We start from the raw sequence: 20375 nt of genomic DNA on the forward strand, positions 1-20375 counted from the left end.
CTGCTGTCTGTCATTCAGCTATAAGAAGCGGAACTGCGCTTCAATTAAACCGTTATATATGCCGTCACGCTCGGTAAGCTCGGCGTGATTGCCTTCTTCCTTGATCTCGCCATGATCCAGCACCACAATCTTATCCGCATGGCGGATGGTGGAGAGCCGGTGGGCTACGATGAAGGAGGTCCGGCCCTGAAGCAGCAGCTTCAGCGCTTCCTGGATCTTGATCTCCGTCTCCGTATCGATACTGGCTGTCGCTTCATCCAGAATCAGAATCCGCGGATCGGCGAGCAGCGCCCGGGCGAAGGACAGCAGCTGGCGCTGGCCCATGGACAGTGCGCTGCCGCGCTCTTCAACTTCGGTCTCATAGCCGCCCGGCAGCTTCATAATGAAGTCATGCGCGTCCACTGCCTTGGCAACTTCTTCAATCTCCTCATTTGTAGCATCCAGCCGTCCAAACCGGATATTGTCCCGGATCGTTCCTGAGAAGATGAAGGTATCCTGTAGCACGATCCCGATCTGTTCCCGCAGACTCTGCAGGGTTACATCACGGATATCTCTGCCGTCGATCGTGATGTCGCCGCTCTTGATATCATAGAAACGGCCGATGAGGTTGATGATCGTGCTTTTACCGGAGCCGGTATGGCCGACGAGGGCAATCGATTGGCCGGCTTTCACATCGAGATCAATGCCTTTGAGCGCGGCGCGGCCTTTTTCATATTCAAATACGACCTTGTTAAAGTGAATGTCTCCCTGAATCTTGGACAGCGGCGTTGCGCCCGGCTTATCCTGAACCGCAGGCTGCTCATCGAGATACTCGAAGATCCGCTCCGAGGAAGCCATGGCCACCAGCAGCTGATTGTACATCTGGCCGAGACGGTTAATCGGGTCCCAGAAGTTACTGACATACGTACTGAAGGCCACCAGGAAACCAACGGTAAGCTCACCGGACTGGATCAGATAAGCCCCGAACCAGAAGAGGATCATCGTTCCGAAGCCGCCGGTGACTTCAATAATCGGACCGAACGCCTGGTTCATTGCCGAAGCCTTGTTCCAGGATTTCCGGCTGTCCATGTTCATGGCATCAAAATAATGCATATTTTCTTCTTCCTGGGTGTAGGCCTGGGTCACGCGAATCCCCTGAATCGACTCATTCAGATGGGAGTTGATCCGGGAATTCTTCATCCGCACATCCTGCCAGGCGATCCGGATCCGCTGCCGCAGCTTGGTGGAGATCAGGAACATAACCGGTACAGTAATCATTACCGCAAGTCCCAGCTTCCAGTTGATCAGCAGCAGAATGACCATAATGCCGACCAGCTGCACACAGTCGATCATCAGGTTGACGACCCCGTTCGTGAACAAATCCTGCAGCGAGTTGATATCATTCGTCACCCGCACCAGTACCGATCCGGCCGGTCTTTTATCGAAGAAGTTGAAGGAGAGCTTCTGAATATGGCGGAACAGATCCGAACGCAGATCATAAATGACCCGTTGCCCGATCACATTCGTATACTTAATCCGGTACACACCGGCGATCCATTGGATCAGATATAGCACAATAACACTGGCCGTCAGCGTGTATAGCAGCGTAAGACTTGAGTTGCCGTCCTCGGGAGCAATTGCCTTATCAATCGCCATACTTGTCAGGAACGGAACCGTCAGCTTCGTCACTGTACCGAGAATCATCATTACCGCGACGAGCGGCAGCATCTGCCTGGCATACGGCTTCATATAGCCGAACAGGCGGGTGAACTGCTTCCAGTCAAAAGCCTTGTCAATCACGTCATCATCCTTGTAGACGAAACGCTCCTCCAAAGTCTGTTCCTCTGCCTTGCTGTTATCCTTCTCTAATGCCGCACTTGCGGTCTGCTTGGATGTCTCAAGATTCATGCCGGATCACCTGCCCCTAGTTCATTATCCCTGGCCAAATAATCGGCATATTGAATCCGGTATACATCCTGGTACGGTCCCGGAACCTCAATCAGTTCCTTATGCGTACCTTGCTGCACCATCTTCCCTTCATTCATAACTATAATCTGGTCAGCATGGCGCAGAGATGAGATCCGGTGGGCAATGATCAAGGTTGTACGTCCGCGCATAACCTCCTGGAATCCTGCCTGAATCTCATGCTCCGTCTCCATGTCGACCGCACTGGTCGCATCATCCAGAATAAGAATCCGCGGGTTCTTCAGCAGCGCGCGGGCAATGGCAATCCGCTGCTTTTGTCCGCCGGAGAGGCCCATCCCGCGTTCACCTACCACGGTATCATAGCCCTCCGGCATCTCCATAATGAACTCATGCGCCTTCGCCAGCTCGGCGGCACGGATGATTTCATCCATGCTGACATTTTTGAGTCCATAGGAGATATTATTGCGGATGGAGGAGGAGAACAGGAACGTCTCCTGGAACACTGTCGAGATCTGTGCCCGCAGACTGCGGACCTGGAATTCACGGATATCCACCCCATCGAGCTTGATACTTCCTTGATTCACATCATAAGCACGCATCATCAATTGGGTAATGGTGGATTTCCCGGAGCCGGTTCCTCCCAAAAATCCGATGACCGCACCTGGCTCAGCATGGAAGTGAATATCCTTGACAGCCGGCATCTTATTCCCGTAAGCAAAAGTAACATGATCGAAATCCACTTCGCCTTTCACTTCGGACGGTACAAGCTCACTTGCATTCTCTTTATCCTTCACATCAATCTGCTGATTAAGGACTTGAAGCACGCGTTCTCCCGATGCCTTGGACTGGGTATAGTTGTTGATTTGGAAGCCAAGGCCCCATACCGGTCCGATAATATACCAGATCAGGCTGAAGAAAGCGACGAGTTCTCCGAGCGACATATGCTTGTTAATGACCAGTGTACCGCCAACCCCCAGCAATATCGCTACACTGACCGAAGCGAGCAGCTCCATCACAGGGAAGAATTTACTCCATAGTTCGGCGGCAAAAATCTGATTATCCTTATAACGTTCATTACGGTGTGAGAACTTCTCAACCTCGTAGGCCTCTCTGGCAAACGATTTGACTGTTCTCACCCCGGTGACATTCTCCTGTACAGCCGTTGTCAGGGAGCTTAACGCCAGACGCATCTCCTGAAAGGCCGGGTGAATCTTGGATTCGAATCTGAGTGCAACTACAGCCAGGAACGGCATAGTGATCAGAGTAACCAGCGTAAGCTGCCAGTTGATTGTGAACATCATGATGGAACCGAACAAAACCATGAAAAATACATTCAGCAATTGGGCAAATCCGAAGCCGATGAACATCCGGATCGCTTCCAAATCCCCGGTCAGCCGGGACATCAGGTCACCTGTCTTCGCCGTATCATAGTAACGGAAGGACAGGAATTGCAGCTTCTCATAGCAGGCATTGCGCAGCCGGTAGGCCAGAAAATTCCCCAGCCGTCCACCGAAGAAGCCATGGGCAAATTGCAGGCAGGCCTTAACAATAATTACAGCAAGCACACTAAGAGCGAGTACGGGCACCTCAGTAAACTTTAGGGGAACAATAACATCATCAATCAATCTCCTTAACAAATTGGGGGTAATAAGCCCCACTGCAGTTGCGGCCGCCAAACATATAATCGACAGAATCAAATAGTGCAGTTTCTCCCGATAAAAGCCCCGCAGTTGCCTGAGAACATCCATATCTCTCCTCCTTAAAGCTTTACGAAGTAAAGCTACTTCGTAAGCATGGTCTTAGTCCCCAAACCTCACATCTTAAGCAACCTTTTTATGCGCTTTCAATTTAGGGACTTTAAGCAGTTTATCACCCATGATTTAATGCGGCAAAGGGGAGAAATGAGCATTTTCCTTGTTTTTTCGGAAAAAACTAGGCTTAAGCATGTAGTAAAGCCCTCCCATAGCTTTAATTCCTCCTATTTCCTCGTAAATACTGCTCAATTAAGATATAGCAAGATTCAACCCTGCTAAACTGCTTTTTGGCCGTCCGTTAAAAGGAATATTATGTATTAATATTACAAAAGCGTCGCTGCAAGCCTTTAACGGCCCCCTTCCTGCCTGAGGCGGACTGAAAATCCGCTAATCGGACAAATCAGGAGAATTTGCCTGTCACCCGGACTCAAATTCCTTTATTTGATCACCCGCCCTCCTTTCAGGCGCGAAAATACAATATAACGGAATCTCAGTCCGTTTCAGCGACAATATGGGTCTTTTTGAAGAAATAAGCGCTTCTCAGTCCACTTCATCGTGACTACACACAAAAAAAGCACAAGCAGCAGAGCATAACAGCTTTGCTCCGGTGCTTGCACTTGTTCATTAAGCAAGTTCATTAAGCTTATTCATTAATCCTTAACCGGTACGTAGCTGGCCACAACCACGCCCGGGGAGAATTTCCGGGTATCTGTAAGATGAAGTCCCTGCTCCTTAAGTCCTTCACCGAATAGCCGTTTGCCGCTGCCAAGCAGCACCGGGAATACCATCAGGCGGAATTCATCCACAAGACCCAGGCTGATCAGGCTCTGTACCAGCGTACAGCTGCCGAATACCAGAATATCCCGGCCCGGCTGCTGTTTGAGCTTAGTTATCTCCTCCGCCAGGTTGTCCTTAATGAGGCTTGAATTGTTCCAGGTGACTTCGGAGAGTGTTGTGGAGACGACATGTTTGGCATAACCGTTCATCATCTCGCCGTATTCCCCGGTCTGCTCCAGCATATTGGGCCAGGCAGCGGCAAATGCCTCATACGTCACACGCCCCAGTAGCAGAGCATCGGCATCCTTCAATTCACCGAACTTGTATTTCTCCTGTTCTTCACTTCCATAGGCGAAAGTCCACTGCGGATTCTCCATTACTCCATCGAGCGTCAAAAACTCTGATACGACCAATTTTCTCATCGGGGCCTCCTTGGGACCGGAAAGATAATTTATGCAGTTTCTCCTGTGTCCACTACATTATTTCACGTTGTACAATTTCCCATACCCCATAAAAATGCCCACAGTTCTTAGACAATATTGCGTCAAGAATCTGTGGGCACGTACTGGATATTACTTGGTTATACTCGAAGCTCCTGTTTAACCGATGGAGCCTTCCATCTCGAACTTAATCAATCTGTTCATTTCTACCGCATATTCCATCGGCAGCTCTTTAGTGAACGGTTCGATGAAGCCCATAACGATCATCTGCGTAGCCTCAGCTTCCGTCAGGCCGCGGCTCTGGAGATAGAACAGCTGCTCTTCAGAGACCTTGGACACGGTAGCTTCATGCTCAAGCACGATGTTATCGTTCATGATCTCATTGTAAGGAATCGTGTCCGAGGTGGACTCGTTATCCATAATAAGCGTATCACATTTGATATTGGATTTCGCGCCTTCTGCCTGACGGCCGAAGGAAGCGAGTCCGCGGTAAGTCACCTTGCCGCCGTGCTTGCTGATCGACTTGGAGACGATCGTGGAGGTGGTGTCCGGTGCCAGATGAATCATTTTGGCGCCTGCATCCTGGTGCTGGTTCTTACCGGCAACCGCAATGGACAATACCGAACCTTTGGCTCCACGGCCCTTAAGCACAACTGCCGGATATTTCATCGTCAGCTTGGAGCCGATGTTGCCGTCAACCCATTCCATCGTCGCATTCTCTTCAGCCACTGCACGTTTGGTTACCAGGTTGTAGATATTCGGTGCCCAGTTCTGAATGGTTGTGTAACGCACACGCGCATTCTTCATGCACAGGATTTCAACGACTGCACTGTGCAGGGAGTTGGTGCTATAGATTGGTGCGGTACAGCCTTCAACATAATGCACGAAGCTGTCCTCATCCGCAAGAATCAGCGTACGCTCGAACTGCCCCATGTTCTCGGAGTTGATACGGAAGTAGGCCTGCAAAGGCACTTCACATTTCACACCCTTCGGAACATAGATGAAGCTGCCGCCGGACCATACTGCACTGTTAAGTGCCGCGAACTTGTTATCTGCCGGAGGAATGATGGTACCGAAGAACTTCTTGAACAGCTCAGGGTGATCACGCAGTGCAGAATCCGTATCGGTGAAGATTACGCCCTGATCCTCAAGGTTCTTCTGCATGCTGTGGTATACAACCTCAGATTCATACTGTGCCGAGACACCGGCAAGGAATTTCTGTTCCGCTTCGGGAATACCCAGCTTATCGAAGGTTTCCTTGATCTCGGAAGGCACTTCTTCCCAGGTCTTACCCTGCTTCTCCGAAGGTCTTACATAATATTGAATATCCTCGAAATCCAGATCGTCCAGATTGCCTCCCCATTTAGGCATTGGCATCTTGCGGAACTGCTCCAGGGATTTCAGACGGAAATTAAGCATCCATTCCGGCTCGTTTTTGATTGCGGAGATTTCCCGGACAATTTCTTCCGTGAGCCCTTTACCAGACTGGAATATCGACTTGTGCTCGTCACGGAATCCATACTGGTACTCTTCCATATCAGGCGCTTTCTTAGCCATGGTGTCAGCCTCCTTGTTTCTAATGTTGTGGGTGATTCTCTTCCGTATCTATGCCTTTGCGAAGCGCGTTCCAGGCCAGTGTGGCACATTTGATCCGCGCCGGAAATTTATTAACACCGGACAGGGCTTCAATATCTTCGTAGTCTCCGAAATCTGCTTCTTCACCCTTCATCAGAGAGGAGAAGCTGTCAGCCAGCTCAAGCGCATGCGCTACAGTCTGGCCTTTGACCGCTTCCGTCATCATCGAAGCCGACGACATGCTGATCGAACAGCCTTCGCCGCTATAACGGGCGTCCTTGACGACGCCGTCCTCTACCTTAAGCTGAAGCGTAATGCGGTCGCCGCAGGTAGGGTTGTTCAGCTCAATCTTGAGTGCATCATCTTCGAATGAACCACGGTTCCGGGGATTTTTGTAATGATCCATAATTACGCGTCTATATAAGTCATCCAAGTTCATAGGCGAAATACTCCTTTGCCTTAATTAAGGCTTGAACCAGCGAATCTACATCCTGTTCCGTATTGTACAGGTAGAAGCTGGCCCGGGCTGTAGAGCTAACCTCCAGCCAGCGCATCAGCGGCTGGCAGCAGTGATGTCCGGCACGGACAGCAACCCCTTCCGCATCCAGCACGGTAGCTACGTCATGCGGATGAACATCACCAAGGTTGAAGGTTACTACTCCAACCTGACGGTTCCGGGGGCCGTAGATCGTCAGATCACTGATCTCTGACAGCCGCTCCTCCGCATAAGCGGCAAGCTGCATCTCATGACGGTGGATATTGTCAAGGCCCACCTCCTGCAGGAAATCAATCGCTGCTCCCAGTCCAACGGCACCCGCAATAATCGGTGTCCCGCCTTCGAACTTCCAGGGCAGCTCTTTCCAGGTCGATTCGTACAGGCCTACATCATCGATCATCTCGCCGCCGAACTCGACAGGCTCCATGGCCTCCAGCAGTGCCTTCTTACCGTACAAAGCGCCGATTCCCGTAGGGGCAAGCATCTTGTGACCGGACAGTGCATAGAAGTCACAGTCCAGATCCTGCACATCCACCTTCATATGCGGTGTGCTCTGTGCTCCGTCCACCACGATTACGGCGCCGTTGCGGTGAGCAATTGCTGCAAGCTCTTTGATAGGATGGGTGACACCCATAACATTGGATACATAAGCGATAGCTACGATCTTGGTCTGAGCCGAAATCGTCTTCTCTGCATCCTCGAGCGTCACCGTACCATCCTTCTGCAGAGGAATGAATTTCAGGGTTGCCCCTGTCTTCTTGGCCAGCTGCTGCCAGGGAATGAAGTTACTGTGATGCTCCATCTGGGTAATCACGATCTCATCACCCTCCTGCAGGACAGAAGGTCCGTAAGAGGAAGCTACAATGTTAAGTGCACTTGTAGTACCGCGTGTGAAGATAATCTCCTTCGTGCTGCGGGCATTAATGAACTTAGCCAGCTTCTCGCGGGCGCCTTCATAAGCATCCGTTGCCCGGCTGCCCAGCGTATGCACTCCGCGGTGGACGTTGGCGTTATCCCATTCATAATAAGACTTGACCGCCTCAATGACCTGGCGCGGCTTCTGGGAAGTTGCCGCGCTGTCCAGATACACCAGCGGGTGGCCGTTAATATTCTGATTCAAGATGGGAAATTGCTCCCGGATCGAGCTGCTAATCATTGGCCTAACTTCCTTTCCACAAGAGATTGGAGCTGATTGCGCAGTCCCTCCAGTGGAATTTGCGACACAACAGGAGCCAGGAAGCCGTATATGATCAGTGTTTCTGCGTCATGCCGCGTAATTCCCCGGGACATCAGGTAATAGACTTGCTCGTAATTGACCTGTCCTACGGAAGCGGCATGGCCTGCAGTTACATCATCTTCATCTATAAGAAGAATCGGGTTGGCGTCGCCGCGTGCTTTGGGACTCAGCATCAGAACCTTCTCTGTCTGCTGTCCGTCCGCTCTTGTCGCACCTTTCTCGATCTTCGTAATTCCGTTAATAATCGAAGTGGCCGAATCCCGCATCACTGCGCGGGTAATCATGTCACTCGGAGTGTTTCTGCCAAAATGCTGGGCCTGCGTAGTGTAGCTCAGCTTCTGCGAACCGGTACCTACAGCAATTACCTTGGCATCCGAGCTTGAGCCGTTACCCTTCAGCACAGACTTGGTGTCGCTGGCGGTATCGCCATAGTTCATCTCACCGATGATCCATTCGATCGTTCCGTCATTCTCCACTACCGCACGGCGGTAAGTAACATCCGTGGTGTCTTGCCCAAGCTGATGCACCGTGGCATAGCGTACTGTGGCACCTGCGCCTACAAATACCTCAACAGCCCCGTTATGCAGACCCGCTTCGGACTTATCTGATACATAATTATCCACGTAGGTTAATGAACTATTAGTATCGGCAACAATCAGAATATGTGGGACAAATGCAGCCTCGGCATCATCCGTTAACAGCACCGCCTGCAGCGGAGTCTCGAGGATGACATTCTTCGGAACATAGAGGAATACCCCGCCGTTCCACAGCGCTGCATGCAGTGCGGCGATGGAATGCTCTTCAGGCAATACTGCCTTATGCAGATAACGCTGCACCAGATCTCCATGCTCTCTGACTGCTGTCTGCAGATCGGTGAATATCACGCCTTGCGCAGCCAGCTCAGGAGCCAGACGGGCATATACGGCTCCCGAATTACGCTGAATGATCAGGCTGCCTTCCTCCTGATCCTTGATCAGAGCGGCAATTGAAGCAGGTGCTTCGCTAAGGGATGTGAAAGTCTGGCTTGCCTTGTACTCTCCGTAGTTGTTAATGTTCCAGCGGTCAATCCGTGTCTTCTCCAGCTTCGGCAGGGCAAGCTCAGCGGCAAGCGTAAGTGCCTTCAAGCGGCTGTCCTTCAGCCAGCCCGGTTCGCCGCTGCTCTGCGATAATTCGCCGAGCTTCTGGGCATCCACGGGAAGAATGGTTTGCGTCGTCATAAGTGGTTTCCTCCTTCCAGCGTTTCTAAGCTTCTTGTCCTACAGTTTCGTCTTCTATGCCGAGTTCTTCCTTAACCCATTCATAACCTTCTGCTTCCAGGCGTTGTGCAAGCTCAGGGCCGCCGGATTTCACAATCCGTCCCTGCATCATGACATGTACATAATCAGGCTTGATGTAGTTAAGCAAACGCTGATAGTGAGTGATAACCAGGAATCCGCGTTCCGGACTGCGCATGGAGTTCACACCATCGGCAACAATTTTGAGTGCATCAATATCAAGGCCGGAGTCGATTTCGTCAAGAATGACGATCTTAGGGTCCAGCATCATCATTTGGAGAATTTCATTACGTTTCTTCTCACCGCCGGAGAAGCCTTCGTTCAGGTAGCGGTGCAGGAATTCAGGATTCATATCCAGTTCCTTCATCTTAGCTTCCATCAGCCGGATGAAACGGATCAGGGAAATCTCACTGCCCTCTTCACGACGGGAATTAATTGCACTGCGCAGGAAGTCGGAATTGGTTACCCCGCTGATCTCGCTCGGATACTGCATAGCCAGGAACAGGCCGGCACGGGCGCGTTCATCAACCGCCATCTCCAGCAGATCTTCACCTTCAAGCACGGCTGTGCCTTCTGTAACCACATACTTCGGATGACCCATCAGGGCTGAGGCCAAAGTACTTTTACCAGTACCGTTCGGTCCCATGATGGCGTGAATTTCTCCGCCTTTCATTTGAAGGTTGATCCCCTTCAGAATTTCTTTTCCTTCAATCGTCGCTTTCAGTCCCTCAATGACAAAATCTGCTGCCATAATTATTATTCCCTCCATTGATCGATTTGCGAAATCAGAAAGTTGTATTGTCACAGGATTTCCCTGATTACAAGCAATTAGATTTTATATCACATTGTAATTATTATAAATTGAATCAGGTTGATTATCAATGATTCTCACTAATTTTATTACAAAGGTCCGATTTTTACAAATACCGACTTATAATTTTATTACTCTGTCGCCTGTATCTACAGCTAATAATAGTGATTATTGCCCGGGACCGCTCCTCCTGCTGTACTGTTCGACAACCACTGGAGCAGACACGGCATTAGAGACTCTCTTGTCTCCCCCCAGTTCAAGCACAGCAACGATCCGTTCCCGGGGGCGAATTCCAAACGGACTGCACTGCTCCGTGTCATAAATCCATTCCGGAATCAGGCGGCGCAGGTTCCATGGCTCGGACTTGGCCAGCAGTTGAAAGTTCTGGATTAGACAGCACACCGCCGCATAATCCTCTTCCTGCCGGTGAAGATCCGATTCCTCCGTGGCTACGACCATAAGGAACGGTGTTGAAGCTTCTTCTCCAGAGGATCGCAGTTTCCGGGCAGCTTGACCACCCGTTACATAGATAAAACGCCAGGGTTCTCTCATTCCGTCATTAGGCGCCCATACAGCCTCGTTGAGCAGTTTCAGGACGCTTTGCGGAGAAACAGGGTTGAGATCCGGATGGAATCTGTCGTCCTCACCTATTATACTCCAACTCTCCTCTGCCGGCGTTCTTTTCCGGGCCCTCGGCGTCTTCTCAAAGTATCCGATTTCCAGCATCCCGGCGAACCGTTCTCCTTCTTTCAAGCCCATTTTCTCAAAAAATGACCCGCTGCAAAACATGGAATCCGTGTACCACAGCATTCCTAGCCCTTGTTCCCAGCCCAGCAGTTGAACATTCTGCATAATGCTGCAGACGGCGGCGTAATTTTCGTCGCACTGCCGCTGCGTTTCGGCGGATTCAGCGATGAAAATGATGTGGGCGGGAGTAGCAGTGATTTGTTTTTTTAGAAATCCGGTCATCCTGGCAGGAAGGAGTTTTCCCAGATGACTATCCTTCACCTTGGCAATCATGCTCTCAGCCAGCTCTTCACGTGACTCCGGTGTGCCGAAATAAAGACAGCGCCAATGCGGCGTCCCCTCAGCTTCGTACAGGCTTGCCGCCTCATTCAGCAAAGCAACGATCACTTCTTGTTCGACCGGCTTTGCGCTGAATTTCCGAATGGTCCGCCGTTCTCTTATCGCTTGAGACACATTCATCATCCTTATCCTCCCCGGAAAATTGTTAACATTCAACAATTTTAAATTGTTTACCAGTAAACTATATTTCGCAATAACATAGCTGTCAATCTAATTATTAGAAAATAGACTGAGCTTTAATAGCTAAACAGCGAAATCACACGTTAGTTTACAAGTGAATAATTTCGGGGTAGGATAAAGATAATTTTACATAGCAGGGAGATGCCCAGCCTTATGAACTCATCCGAAGGACTTAAGCGGCTGCTGTATGGCCGATTACTCCACTTAACGCATCTTAACGAACAGCTTTTTGCATCCGAGCTCGACGCTTTCGCTGATCTTACCCGCCAGTACGGGCTGACTTTCACTTCAAACTCTTTGACGAGCATTCATGTCATTGATTGCATCGGCAGCCACGAGCCCATTAACAGCACCTCGATTGCGGAAAAAATGAAATTGTCCAAGGCGAGCATTACAAAAATCAGCGGCAAGCTTCTACAGGAAGGCTGCATTAAGCGCAGCCGGATGAATGACAACAAGAAAGAAGTTTATTTCAGCCTTACGCCCAAAGGCAGGCAGCTCTTCATCGTTCACGCCGAGATGCATGAAAGCCTTGAGCAGAGCTTTATTCAGGGTTTGAACACCTTCTCGGAGGCGGAACTGCAGGCTTCACTGAAATTTATTCAAACGGTGATTAGTCATAGTGACACTATGATTAAAAATGACGAGAGCTCCTAGTCTGTATAAGGCTTACTTAAGATTTGAACTTGAAGCTTAGCCGTCACTGCGGTGAACATTTGGAGCTCCTTAAACAGCGTCTGATTTAAACTAGTGATAGCTAATTTTGTAAATCGCTTGCTGATGGTTTGCTTACAGTGACCCTATTCCGGTATATGCGTATGCTTAGTTGTACTTTGTACAACTAAAACGTCTGATTTCCAGCCGATTATCCGTTTAGTTGTATTTCGTACAATTAAACTGCCTTTGGACCTTGGTTCTCACCCATTCGGGCAGATTTAGTTGTACAGAATACAGTTATAAGATGCGGGCAGCCCTTTTCGCTGTTTTTAACTGCACAATATACAACTATTACTGAATTTCCACTTGGAACTGAACTGAATACATTCATTGCTGCAATATTAAATGAACTTTCTTCTTTAGTTCGTAGCATAAACAAAGCCTCCCGCATGGTATTATCCCAGGGGAGGCTTTGTTTATACTTTTGTCTCAAACTTACACAGCAAGGATTAACCAGCTATCACTCAGCCCAGGAAAGAGCGCAGCATCCATTGGTTCTTCTCAAGATCAGTGCGGATCTTGATGAACAGGTCGGCAGTCGGCTGATCGCTGACTTCTTCCGCCAGTTCGATGCCTTCAGTCAATTCTTCCGCTACTGTAGCGAAATCCTCGATGAGTGCCTGCACCATACCCCGTGCATCTTCCTTGCCGGTTGCTTCCTGAATAGTGGCAATTTCCAAATATTCTTTCATCGTCGCTGCAGGACTGCCTTTGATACTCAGAAGGCGCTCGGCAACCTCGTCCATTTTGAGCGTGATATCATCGTACAATTCTTCAAACTTCACATGCAGGGCAAAGAACTGCTCACCTTTCACATACCAGTGATAGTTATGCACTTTCACATATAGAACGTTGAGGTTAGCTACCTGACGGTTAAGTACTTGTTCCAATGAAGCGGTATTTACTTTGTTTGATGCTTTAGCCATGAGTTGATCCCTTCCTTATCCATATATTTTGCCGGCTGCTTGTCCATCATCCGGCTATGCAGTAGTCTATTCTCCATTTACCCTTCTGCCCGCAGGGCGAAACAAAGGAGGACACGGGACAAGCAGCTTTTTCCCCGCCGCGTCCTGCAGCTTCCGGTCCTACCCCGTAGGATGAGCCAAGAGTCCTTGCCTTATGCTCCGGGACATGTGAAACAACAGGAATTATTATTATTCTCCTACTCAGACAAAAGGAGGGCCGATGGCCCCCCCTGTTGACACTCATCCAGTCTGCTGTCCTACACCATCAGAAGCAGGGCTTCCGCCCCAGTCATTCCCGGAACGATGCCAAGCTTCTCCGCCTCTATTGTAACGGATTCCAGCGGGGCAGCCAGCAGCTGCGGCAATGTGCGCACCCCTACTGCCCGTGCAGCAATAATCTGCCGGTCACTCAGCGTATTATTGAGCAGTCCTATATCCAGCGCCCCGCACATGATATATCCCCGGCTTGTGCTGATGCTGAGCAGCGTAGTTTTGGGCAGCTTCACTTCAACCCCGACCAGGACATAATCGCCCACCTGTACAGGCTCCAATGTTACCATTTACAGCACCTCCTATTATCACGTTCCACGATCTAAGTTATGCGTCCTGCTACAACGGCGTGTGGACGATGGTCCTAGTTCCTTTATAAATTAGAGGGGTCATAAGTCCTTAATTCTCTGCCGGAGGGTATATAAATTTTGCTTGTTTAATGGTATAGTTTATATACTTTATAAATACTTAATGAATCGTGTTAAACGATAAAGCTGGGGGATTAATGGACAAGAAACTACAACACACCGACGGCAACTATCTCTTCAATGTCGACATCCTGATTAATGCCCGTACTAACCCGCTTGCTCTGCAATACTTACTTGAAATGTTGAACAACAGCGATAAAATCACAGATTTCAACATTAACTCCGGTCTGGAGCTTGGAAGAACTATAGACACTCTGCTGCGGTCTGCAAAGTTGGCTCTAAAGAACGATTCCTTTACTCCAGCTCCGGTTTCAGTGAAATTGCCACAGAAGCCAGCGGACAAGCCAGCCGAAAGATCTCCCGTCAAGAAACCGCCTGTTGTGACACCGGCGGAAACGCCGGCAGACGTGTTCGGCAAGATCAGGCTGTATATTCAGAATAACCAGCTGGTCCGGCTGAGAGCGAACCGGCACGGGAAGCAGGTATCGATGCCCTGCCGTATTCTGAACTTTGATGAAGGCGCTAACTCGCTAAGCGTGTACCATGTTGACGAGAAGCAGGTGTACACGTTCAATCTCAATGAAATCGACGAATTCTTGTAAGCAAGCCCAAACAAGCACCCGCCCGGGATTCCGGGAACGGGTGCTTGTTTGTTAGTCTTTACGCGAGAAAGCCTCCACGGCAAAGCATATCCAGCCGGCAAGGAAGCATACGCCGCCGATGGGTGTAATGGCTCCAAGAATTTTGATCCCGGAGGTGCTGAGGATATACAGGCTGCCGGAGAACAGAATAATTCCCGCCCCAATCAGCCGGCCCGCCCAGGCAAGCCGGGCACTCTCTCCCCACTGGCCTGCTGCCAGGCCGATAAGAATCAGAGCCAGTGCATGAACCATATGATACTGGACACCGGTCTCGTACACTTTCAGGTACTCTTCACTGATCACAGCCTTCAGCATATGTGCGCCGAACGCTCCGATTCCCACGGACAGCATAGCCAGCACAGCTCCCCAGGCTACCAATCTTCGTTGCATGGATATACAGCTCCTTTGTCTCTTGAACTCCTCCTATCTTAACGTATCCGCATGGCTGATTTCCAGCAGCAGGATTTACGGATAATTCTGCCGCAATACTTGCTTTTAGAGCCATCTTATGGAAAAGTGATACTATCAATCTTTTATCCCAAGGAGTGCAGCCCATGGACCATAATCCTCCACCCAAACCGGAAACCGCACCATCCCGGCCCGCAGAATGGGGCTCATCAGAACAGCCAATACCTGCTGATCCAGCATACGTGTATCAGGAGAACAAACGCGACTTCAAGCACTCAGGCCCCGGCATCGCTTCTTTTGTCATCGCTCTGGTTACTCTGGTCGGTTATGCAATTGCGTTTGTGTATGTTGGTGCACAGGCTTCCTCCATCATGAATGAGAATAATAAGCTGATTGCCGATTCAGCGGAAGCGATTATGTATTTGGGCTTATCCGTGCTGATCCTGGCTGCTGTTAATGTGATCGGAGCGGTCACCGGCATTGTCGGGCTTACGCTCCGCAGACGCCGTAAGGTATTCGCAGTCCTCGGGACTATCATTAACGCCGTTATCCTGCTGGTGTTCATGCTGCTGATTTCCTTGGTTCTGGTGAATGCAGGCGCTGCCTAGGCAGTCGTAATGAATCACAAAAAAATACAGCACCTCCCCATTTACTGGAGACGTGCTGTGTTTGTGTTTTTCAGCTTTTTTCACAGCTTAGAACCGGCAGTTATAGCTCAAACTCCTCGCTTGAATCTGAAAGACCGCCATTCTGCACACCATAATTATTGGCTACGGCAAGAACATACACCTTGTATTTAATCCCGCTGGCAATTGCATTTCCGTTCACATCTCTGGCTGCAGCTGCAACTGTCGGATTCGAGCCGTTTGGAGCCACCGCCTTATACTGTGAAGCCGGCACTCCGAGCGCATCCGCTGCACCAAACCCTTGCTTGGAAGGGACTACGTATACCCGGTATTCCAGGATATTAGCCTCGTTCGATGATTTGGTGAAGCCGATCAGAAGGTTACCTTTGTCCACACTATAAGTTACATTCGTAACAGAGGTGAGCGGGGTTTTGCCGGCCAGGGTAATTACTGATGATTCTCCCGACAAAACGTTCGGGCCTGCATAATTCGCAATTCCGACGGATAACACATACACTTTATAGCTAATTCCATCTTTGATTGTAGTACCGCGCACATCTCTGGCTGAGGCGTCTAAAATTATGCTGGTGCTATTGCCGGATGTACCTGCTGAAGTGTACGTGGAGACATTATTCGCGTCAGACAAGCTGAAGCTGCTGTAATAGGATGTAGGCACCACCAGAATCCGGTACTCTCTGATGTAGGTTTCATCCGAAGCATGAGTAAAGGACACCTTCAGATCACGGCCGTCACCGAAATCCGTAACATCGCTGACAGCGAGGCCGGAAACTGCACTCACACTTGAGGAATTCAACAACGTAATTACCGATGAAGCTGACGAAAGTACACCAGACCCAGCGTAACTTCCGCTTCCACTAGATAATACATACACCCGGTAACTGATCTCATTCTTAAGCAGATTCCCGCGCACATCTCTGGCGGAGGAGGTTAATACCTGGCTGGTCGTGGAGCCCGATGTACCTACTGATGAATAATTTGCACTTGATACATTATTCGCGTCAGACAAGCTGAAGCTGCTGTAATAGGATGTAGGCACCACCAGAATCCGGTACTGGCTGACATAAGTCTCATCTGAGGCATGGGTGAATGACACCCTCAGATCGCGGCCATCCCCATAATCGTTAACGTCAGTCACACTCAGGTTAGTCGCAGCACTCATGCTGAAATCATTCCATAGCGTAATTTCGGCAGAGGCAGGAGAAAGAATATTCGACCCTGCATTACCCCCGCTTCTGATTGATAAAATATACACTTTATAATTGATTCCGCTCTTCAGCAGCGTCCCGCGCACATCTCTGGTGGACGAGGTCAGCACTAGACTGGTAGAAGAACCGGAAGTGCTCACAGCAGTATAGTTGGCTCCCGATACATTATTCGCCTCAGACAGGCTGTAGCTGCTGTAATAGGATGTAGGCACCACCAGAATCCGGTACTGGCTGATATACGTTTCGTCAGCGGCATGGGTAAAGGACACCTTCAGGTCACGGCCGTCATTATAGTCGTTAACGTCAGTGACATACAGGCTCGAGATCCCGATGCTGGATAGGGTAACCGGAGACGAAGCAGCGGATAACACATTATTGGCGGTATTGCTGCTGTCCACTGCCATGGCGAATACCCGGTAGCTTACCCCCGTCTGAATCAGTGCTCCGTCTGTATCCCTGGCTCCTGAGGAAAGAATCTGGGTAAGATTAGCACCTGTCTTGGTGACTTGGGTGTAATAGGCACTGACGACAGAATTGGCTTTGGCCAGATTAAAGGCTGAATAATTAGCCGCTTTAACCACAAATATCCGGTAAGAGCTTATCTTGGTCTCATCTGCCAGCTTGTTGAAGCTGACGGACAGATCGCGCCCGTCACCGTAATCGCCATTATCGGTCACTTGTACATTGCTTATTACCGGTGCAATATTATTGGTCAGAGTAATGGTGGAGGAACTGCCGGAAAGCGCGCTGATGTTACTTCCTTTGCCTACCGTAAGGACATAAGCTATATACCCTTGACTGCTTTTAAGTACTTCTCCATCTGCCGTTCTCGAAGCAGCCGTCAGTTTAACCACAGGATTGGCGCCTGTTACCATAACTGAGGAGTAATTAGATGCGGGTATAGCCAGTGCTGACGACAGATCAAGCGAATTCCCCGCTTTGACGATCAGAACGCGGTAATGGTCCACCAGGGACTCATCGGCCACCCGGTTGAAGCTGATCTGCAGGTCGCGTCCGTCACCGAAATCACTGATATCCTGCGTGGTTACGCCGGATACCGGAGCAGTATTAACACCGGCCGGTACCGGGGTGGTTACCGTCACAACCTTGGTGGTCTGATTCCAGCCCACTTCCCGGCCAAGCGCTTCACTTACGAACCGCGTTGGAACCATAGTTCTGCCCTTCAAATTCTGACCGGGCACATCCAGGCTTACAGACCGATTATTAATCGTAGCTGTCTTGGAGCCGATCTTCAATATAACCGTTGTATCCTCCTGCACCGCCGTTACAGTCTGCGTCTTCTGATCCCACTTGATAGCGGCATTGAAGGCTTCGAAGATTGCACGCAGCGGCACCATCGTTCGTCCGTTCACCATTACCGGAGGCTGATCCGTAGACAACTGGACTCCGTCAATAATGATGCGGATCGGTGTGACTGCCGCCTTGGCCGGGGCTTGAAATAGTAACGGAACTATCAGCAACCCCACTACAATAGAAATCCATAACTTCTTCACAAACTCATCCTCCCAGATAGGAAAAAAATCTCATCTATTTCTATCTCTTTGACGTAAGATCACGGGTAAAAGTTTCTCGCAAACCGGTTACAATAAAATAATCTTTTGGAGGTTGAATCATGCCGCAGGCAAGTGAAAACGGTAGCGCCCTTTAATAAGGACACTACCGTTTCCGCGGTAAAGATTAGGATAATGGATGGCGAAGCCTATGCCTTCTTATCTTCTAAGCTGGCGGTGCCGCTTCGCTGCTCTGCGCTTTACTGATTAACCAGTGAATCCAGTGAAGCATACACATGCGGCCCGAAGCCTTCCGAGGCTTCCCGCTGCGGGATGTTCAGCTTGATCAGATAGCCTTGGCCATCAACTTCCTTCACGGCAACCTGGCGGGTCAGGCCAGAGCCCATTGCGGTAAGATACAAGCGGATGCCGGACATCCGCCGGTCCCGCTCTTCCCGGGTAAGCGCTGTAACCTTGCCTGTAGCCGCAAGCTCAGCCTTCCCCTCCTGCTCTATGGCATCCAGATCGAAATCGGCAGGAAGCTTGATAATTTCGGCGTAATACCCCGGGTCTACCTTCATCGCCAGCTTGCCGCTGGCCGCGTCAAAGCTGAAGATATCGAATACATACAGGGAGTACCCTTCTCCGGCGGCAAGTGCCGCCGTCTTCTCTTCCTCCATCCCTTCCAGTGTCAGCCTGAAGGTCTGAGTATCCGGGAGCGCACTGGCTGCCGGTGCGGCCCCTCCGCCCTCTGCCTTGGACAGGCTGGACAACACACGCTGAACTGCGGTCCCATCGCTTCCGACCACTTTTTCCACATACGCAAAAACAACGGCATCATCCATTTCGAGCAGCTCCGGCGCATCCTCCGTGCCGGCACCCAGCTCAAAGGCTGTGGGTCCTTCTTCAGTCTCAATCTCTACGGAATGATTATCAATCTGTCCGATATAAACGCCGGATCCCTGAATAACCTGTGCCTCTGCAGTTCCGGTAGGACTTGGCGGGAGAGCAGGGCTGGGGCTCGGCGCAGCTGCGCTCTCTACAGGTGCAGATGACGGGCCTGCTGAGGGTAGCCCCGGCGCTTCAGCCGGATGATTCCCGCCGCAGGCGGTTAAGGCCAGCATTAGTACAGCGACTGCTGCGATAGCAGGCAGCGAACGTTGTGATCTCATAGCCTTACCTCCTCCATATCTCACGGTAAGCCCTGAGTGTGCTGCTTACCTTATTAACGATTACCCCAAAGGCCGGGGGGCATAAACTTGCCGGACGGGGCTGGGCATCCGCCGTACGCACAGAACCGCAGATTTAATACAATGATGGAGAGCCTTATTCAGCAACTTGAAGGAGTGATCTCCCCTGAGAATCGATATCGGCTGCGGTCCCGGCAAAGAATCCGGTTATCTGGGAATCGACCGCAAGTTATACCCCGGTGTGGATATTGTCTGCGATATTTGCGAGGGCATTCCCCTGCCTGATAATACCGCCGAATTCGTGATGGCCAGCCGGGTAATGCCCTATGTAAACGACTTGTTTGCAGCATTGTCCGAGATTCACAGAATCAGCACGCATAAAGCGGTCATCTGCATTCTCTCGCCCTATGCCCATAGTTTTCCGCATATCTCCAACCCTATGTTCAAACAGAAGTTTGACGAATATACACCCCGTTATCTGACCGGCAGCTTTTTTCAGCCTTCTCTCAGCCCAATCTCCCCGGAGATTCCGGACTATCCGGCTCCTGCGCCGCCGTTCGATTTCAGACTGCTGCGGATGGAGCTGTTCTATCAATATCCTTTTGACGACTCGCTCTATGAGACGGAGGAGCTGGAGGTGCTCAAGACGCTGCAATCCAACGTCGTCCATGAAATCATGTATCATTTTGCCGTAATTAAGCAGGAGATCAGCCGGGAAGAGCTGGAAGCAATGAGCAGAAGAGTCTATCCTGAACCGCGAGCGCTGTTCGAACGCCGGCTCCGGTCACAGAACAGACAAAATTAGTAAAAAAGAATCGCAAATGGACATACAATAATGCCCTGCACCGCACATAGGCT

Annotated in this window: 19 protein-coding genes; 4 read left to right on the forward strand and 15 right to left on the reverse strand. The window is 50.3% G+C overall.

Annotation, left to right across the window (positions count from 1 at the left end; genetic code table 11):
- Window positions 1-18: 18 nt before the first annotated feature.
- From MHI42_RS10165 to MHI42_RS10205, 9 genes are all read right to left on the reverse strand, one after another.
- Complete coding sequence (locus MHI42_RS10165; protein WP_081969908.1) at window positions 19-1887, reverse strand: ABC transporter ATP-binding protein; 1869 nt, start codon at window positions 1885-1887, stop codon at window positions 19-21.
- Window positions 1884-3653, reverse strand: a complete 1770-nt coding sequence (locus MHI42_RS10170) for an ABC transporter ATP-binding protein (RefSeq protein ID WP_039300219.1) — start codon at window positions 3651-3653, stop codon at window positions 1884-1886. The genes MHI42_RS10165 and MHI42_RS10170 overlap by 4 nt, the downstream gene beginning before the upstream one ends.
- A 656-nt stretch (window positions 3654-4309) precedes the next feature.
- Window positions 4310-4858 carry a dihydrofolate reductase family protein gene (locus MHI42_RS10175; RefSeq protein ID WP_342423685.1) on the reverse strand — a complete coding sequence of 183 codons (549 nt, stop codon included), beginning with the start codon at window positions 4856-4858 and terminating at the stop codon, window positions 4310-4312.
- A gap of 177 nt (window positions 4859-5035) precedes the next feature.
- Complete coding sequence (sufB, locus tag MHI42_RS10180) at window positions 5036-6433, reverse strand: Fe-S cluster assembly protein SufB (RefSeq protein ID WP_342423686.1); 1398 nt, start codon at window positions 6431-6433, stop codon at window positions 5036-5038.
- A 19-nt stretch (window positions 6434-6452) separates the two neighbouring features.
- Entirely contained in the window at window positions 6453-6890 is a 438-nt protein-coding gene (sufU, locus tag MHI42_RS10185; RefSeq protein WP_042135279.1) for a Fe-S cluster assembly sulfur transfer protein SufU, read from the reverse strand.
- On the reverse strand, window positions 6877-8103 hold the full coding sequence (locus MHI42_RS10190; protein WP_342423687.1) for a cysteine desulfurase: 1227 nt from the start codon (window positions 8101-8103) through the stop codon (window positions 6877-6879). The genes sufU and MHI42_RS10190 overlap by 14 nt, the downstream gene beginning before the upstream one ends.
- The gene (gene sufD, locus MHI42_RS10195) at window positions 8100-9401 is read right to left on the reverse strand and encodes a Fe-S cluster assembly protein SufD (RefSeq protein WP_342423688.1); all 1302 of its coding nucleotides are present in this window, start codon (window positions 9399-9401) and stop codon (window positions 8100-8102) included. Before sufD ends, MHI42_RS10190 begins: the two co-directional genes overlap by 4 nt.
- A gap of 25 nt (window positions 9402-9426) precedes the next feature.
- On the reverse strand, window positions 9427-10209 hold the full coding sequence (gene sufC, locus MHI42_RS10200; protein WP_171717972.1) for a Fe-S cluster assembly ATPase SufC: 783 nt from the start codon (window positions 10207-10209) through the stop codon (window positions 9427-9429).
- Window positions 10210-10437: 228 nt separating this feature from the next.
- On the reverse strand, window positions 10438-11478 hold the full coding sequence (locus MHI42_RS10205) for a nitroreductase family protein (RefSeq protein WP_342423689.1): 1041 nt from the start codon (window positions 11476-11478) through the stop codon (window positions 10438-10440).
- 210 nt (window positions 11479-11688) lie between these two features.
- Between MHI42_RS10205 and MHI42_RS10210 the strand changes: the two genes are divergently transcribed.
- On the forward strand, window positions 11689-12192 hold the full coding sequence (locus MHI42_RS10210; protein WP_171717973.1) for a MarR family transcriptional regulator: 504 nt from the start codon (window positions 11689-11691) through the stop codon (window positions 12190-12192).
- A 235-nt stretch (window positions 12193-12427) separates the two neighbouring features.
- Here MHI42_RS10210 and MHI42_RS10215 read toward each other — a convergent pair whose 3' ends face one another.
- The 3 genes from MHI42_RS10215 to MHI42_RS10225 form a co-directional block, all read right to left on the reverse strand.
- The gene (locus tag MHI42_RS10215; RefSeq protein WP_171717974.1) at window positions 12428-12625 is read right to left on the reverse strand and encodes a hypothetical protein; all 198 of its coding nucleotides are present in this window, start codon (window positions 12623-12625) and stop codon (window positions 12428-12430) included.
- A gap of 91 nt (window positions 12626-12716) precedes the next feature.
- Window positions 12717-13178: a Dps family protein gene (locus tag MHI42_RS10220; protein WP_039307503.1), complete on the reverse strand. Its 462-nt coding sequence runs from the start codon at window positions 13176-13178 to the stop codon at window positions 12717-12719.
- Between the two features lie 296 nt (window positions 13179-13474).
- Window positions 13475-13777: a DUF1805 domain-containing protein gene (locus MHI42_RS10225; protein ID WP_039307501.1), complete on the reverse strand. Its 303-nt coding sequence runs from the start codon at window positions 13775-13777 to the stop codon at window positions 13475-13477.
- A gap of 215 nt (window positions 13778-13992) precedes the next feature.
- On the opposite strand from MHI42_RS10225, the gene MHI42_RS10230 reads away from it, so the two are divergent.
- Window positions 13993-14517 (forward strand): hypothetical protein, encoded by a 525-nt coding sequence (locus MHI42_RS10230; RefSeq protein WP_342423690.1) that lies wholly within the window; start codon window positions 13993-13995, stop codon window positions 14515-14517.
- A gap of 51 nt (window positions 14518-14568) precedes the next feature.
- On the opposite strand, the gene MHI42_RS10235 is transcribed toward MHI42_RS10230, so the two are convergent.
- Window positions 14569-14946 carry a DUF423 domain-containing protein gene (locus tag MHI42_RS10235; protein WP_039307497.1) on the reverse strand — a complete coding sequence of 126 codons (378 nt, stop codon included), beginning with the start codon at window positions 14944-14946 and terminating at the stop codon, window positions 14569-14571.
- Window positions 14947-15110: 164 nt separating this feature from the next.
- Here MHI42_RS10235 and MHI42_RS10240 point away from each other — a divergent pair, with 164 nt between their 5' ends.
- A complete protein-coding gene (locus MHI42_RS10240) occupies window positions 15111-15572 on the forward strand; it encodes a hypothetical protein (RefSeq protein WP_342423691.1) in 462 nt (153 codons plus the stop codon).
- Between the two features lie 100 nt (window positions 15573-15672).
- Here MHI42_RS10240 and MHI42_RS10245 read toward each other — a convergent pair whose 3' ends face one another.
- Together MHI42_RS10245 and MHI42_RS10250 are read right to left on the reverse strand one after the other, a co-directional pair.
- A complete protein-coding gene (locus MHI42_RS10245; RefSeq protein WP_342423692.1) occupies window positions 15673-18330 on the reverse strand; it encodes a copper amine oxidase N-terminal domain-containing protein in 2658 nt (885 codons plus the stop codon).
- Window positions 18331-18587: 257 nt separating this feature from the next.
- Window positions 18588-19499 (reverse strand): hypothetical protein, encoded by a 912-nt coding sequence (locus MHI42_RS10250; protein WP_342423693.1) that lies wholly within the window; start codon window positions 19497-19499, stop codon window positions 18588-18590.
- Between the two features lie 259 nt (window positions 19500-19758).
- Here MHI42_RS10250 and MHI42_RS10255 point away from each other — a divergent pair, with 259 nt between their 5' ends.
- On the forward strand, window positions 19759-20322 hold the full coding sequence (locus MHI42_RS10255) for a hypothetical protein (protein ID WP_340988209.1): 564 nt from the start codon (window positions 19759-19761) through the stop codon (window positions 20320-20322).
- Window positions 20323-20375 lie beyond the last annotated feature (53 nt).

Source organism: Paenibacillus sp. FSL E2-0178, from assembly GCF_038593005.1.
Taxonomy (GTDB): Bacteria; Bacillota; Bacilli; order Paenibacillales; family Paenibacillaceae; genus Paenibacillus_AQ; species Paenibacillus_AQ phytohabitans.

What these genes read in the sequence shown, in the direction of transcription:
- MHI42_RS10215 (WP_171717974.1), bottom strand. Translation starts at nt 12,625, where the DNA reads ATGCTACGAACTAAAGAAGAAAGTTCATTTAATATTGCAGCAATGAAT.
- MHI42_RS10165 (WP_081969908.1), bottom strand. Translation starts at nt 1,887, where the DNA reads ATGAATCTTGAGACATCCAAGCAGACCGCAAGTGCGGCATTAGAGAAG.
- MHI42_RS10225 (WP_039307501.1), bottom strand. Translation starts at nt 13,777, where the DNA reads ATGGTAACATTGGAGCCTGTACAGGTGGGCGATTATGTCCTGGTCGGG.
- MHI42_RS10175 (WP_342423685.1), bottom strand. Translation starts at nt 4,858, where the DNA reads ATGAGAAAATTGGTCGTATCAGAGTTTTTGACGCTCGATGGAGTAATG.
- MHI42_RS10220 (WP_039307503.1), bottom strand. Translation starts at nt 13,178, where the DNA reads ATGGCTAAAGCATCAAACAAAGTAAATACCGCTTCATTGGAACAAGTA.
- MHI42_RS10235 (WP_039307497.1), bottom strand. Translation starts at nt 14,946, where the DNA reads ATGCAACGAAGATTGGTAGCCTGGGGAGCTGTGCTGGCTATGCTGTCC.
- MHI42_RS10170 (WP_039300219.1), bottom strand. Translation starts at nt 3,653, where the DNA reads ATGGATGTTCTCAGGCAACTGCGGGGCTTTTATCGGGAGAAACTGCAC.
- sufD (WP_342423688.1), bottom strand. Translation starts at nt 9,401, where the DNA reads ATGACGACGCAAACCATTCTTCCCGTGGATGCCCAGAAGCTCGGCGAA.
- MHI42_RS10250 (WP_342423693.1), bottom strand. Translation starts at nt 19,499, where the DNA reads ATGAGATCACAACGTTCGCTGCCTGCTATCGCAGCAGTCGCTGTACTA.
- sufB (WP_342423686.1), bottom strand. Translation starts at nt 6,433, where the DNA reads ATGGCTAAGAAAGCGCCTGATATGGAAGAGTACCAGTATGGATTCCGT.
- MHI42_RS10240 (WP_342423691.1), top strand. Translation starts at nt 15,111, where the DNA reads ATGGACCATAATCCTCCACCCAAACCGGAAACCGCACCATCCCGGCCC.
- MHI42_RS10210 (WP_171717973.1), top strand. Translation starts at nt 11,689, where the DNA reads ATGAACTCATCCGAAGGACTTAAGCGGCTGCTGTATGGCCGATTACTC.
- MHI42_RS10230 (WP_342423690.1), top strand. Translation starts at nt 13,993, where the DNA reads ATGGACAAGAAACTACAACACACCGACGGCAACTATCTCTTCAATGTC.
- MHI42_RS10190 (WP_342423687.1), bottom strand. Translation starts at nt 8,103, where the DNA reads ATGATTAGCAGCTCGATCCGGGAGCAATTTCCCATCTTGAATCAGAAT.
- MHI42_RS10205 (WP_342423689.1), bottom strand. Translation starts at nt 11,478, where the DNA reads ATGATGAATGTGTCTCAAGCGATAAGAGAACGGCGGACCATTCGGAAA.
- sufC (WP_171717972.1), bottom strand. Translation starts at nt 10,209, where the DNA reads ATGGCAGCAGATTTTGTCATTGAGGGACTGAAAGCGACGATTGAAGGA.
- sufU (WP_042135279.1), bottom strand. Translation starts at nt 6,890, where the DNA reads ATGAACTTGGATGACTTATATAGACGCGTAATTATGGATCATTACAAA.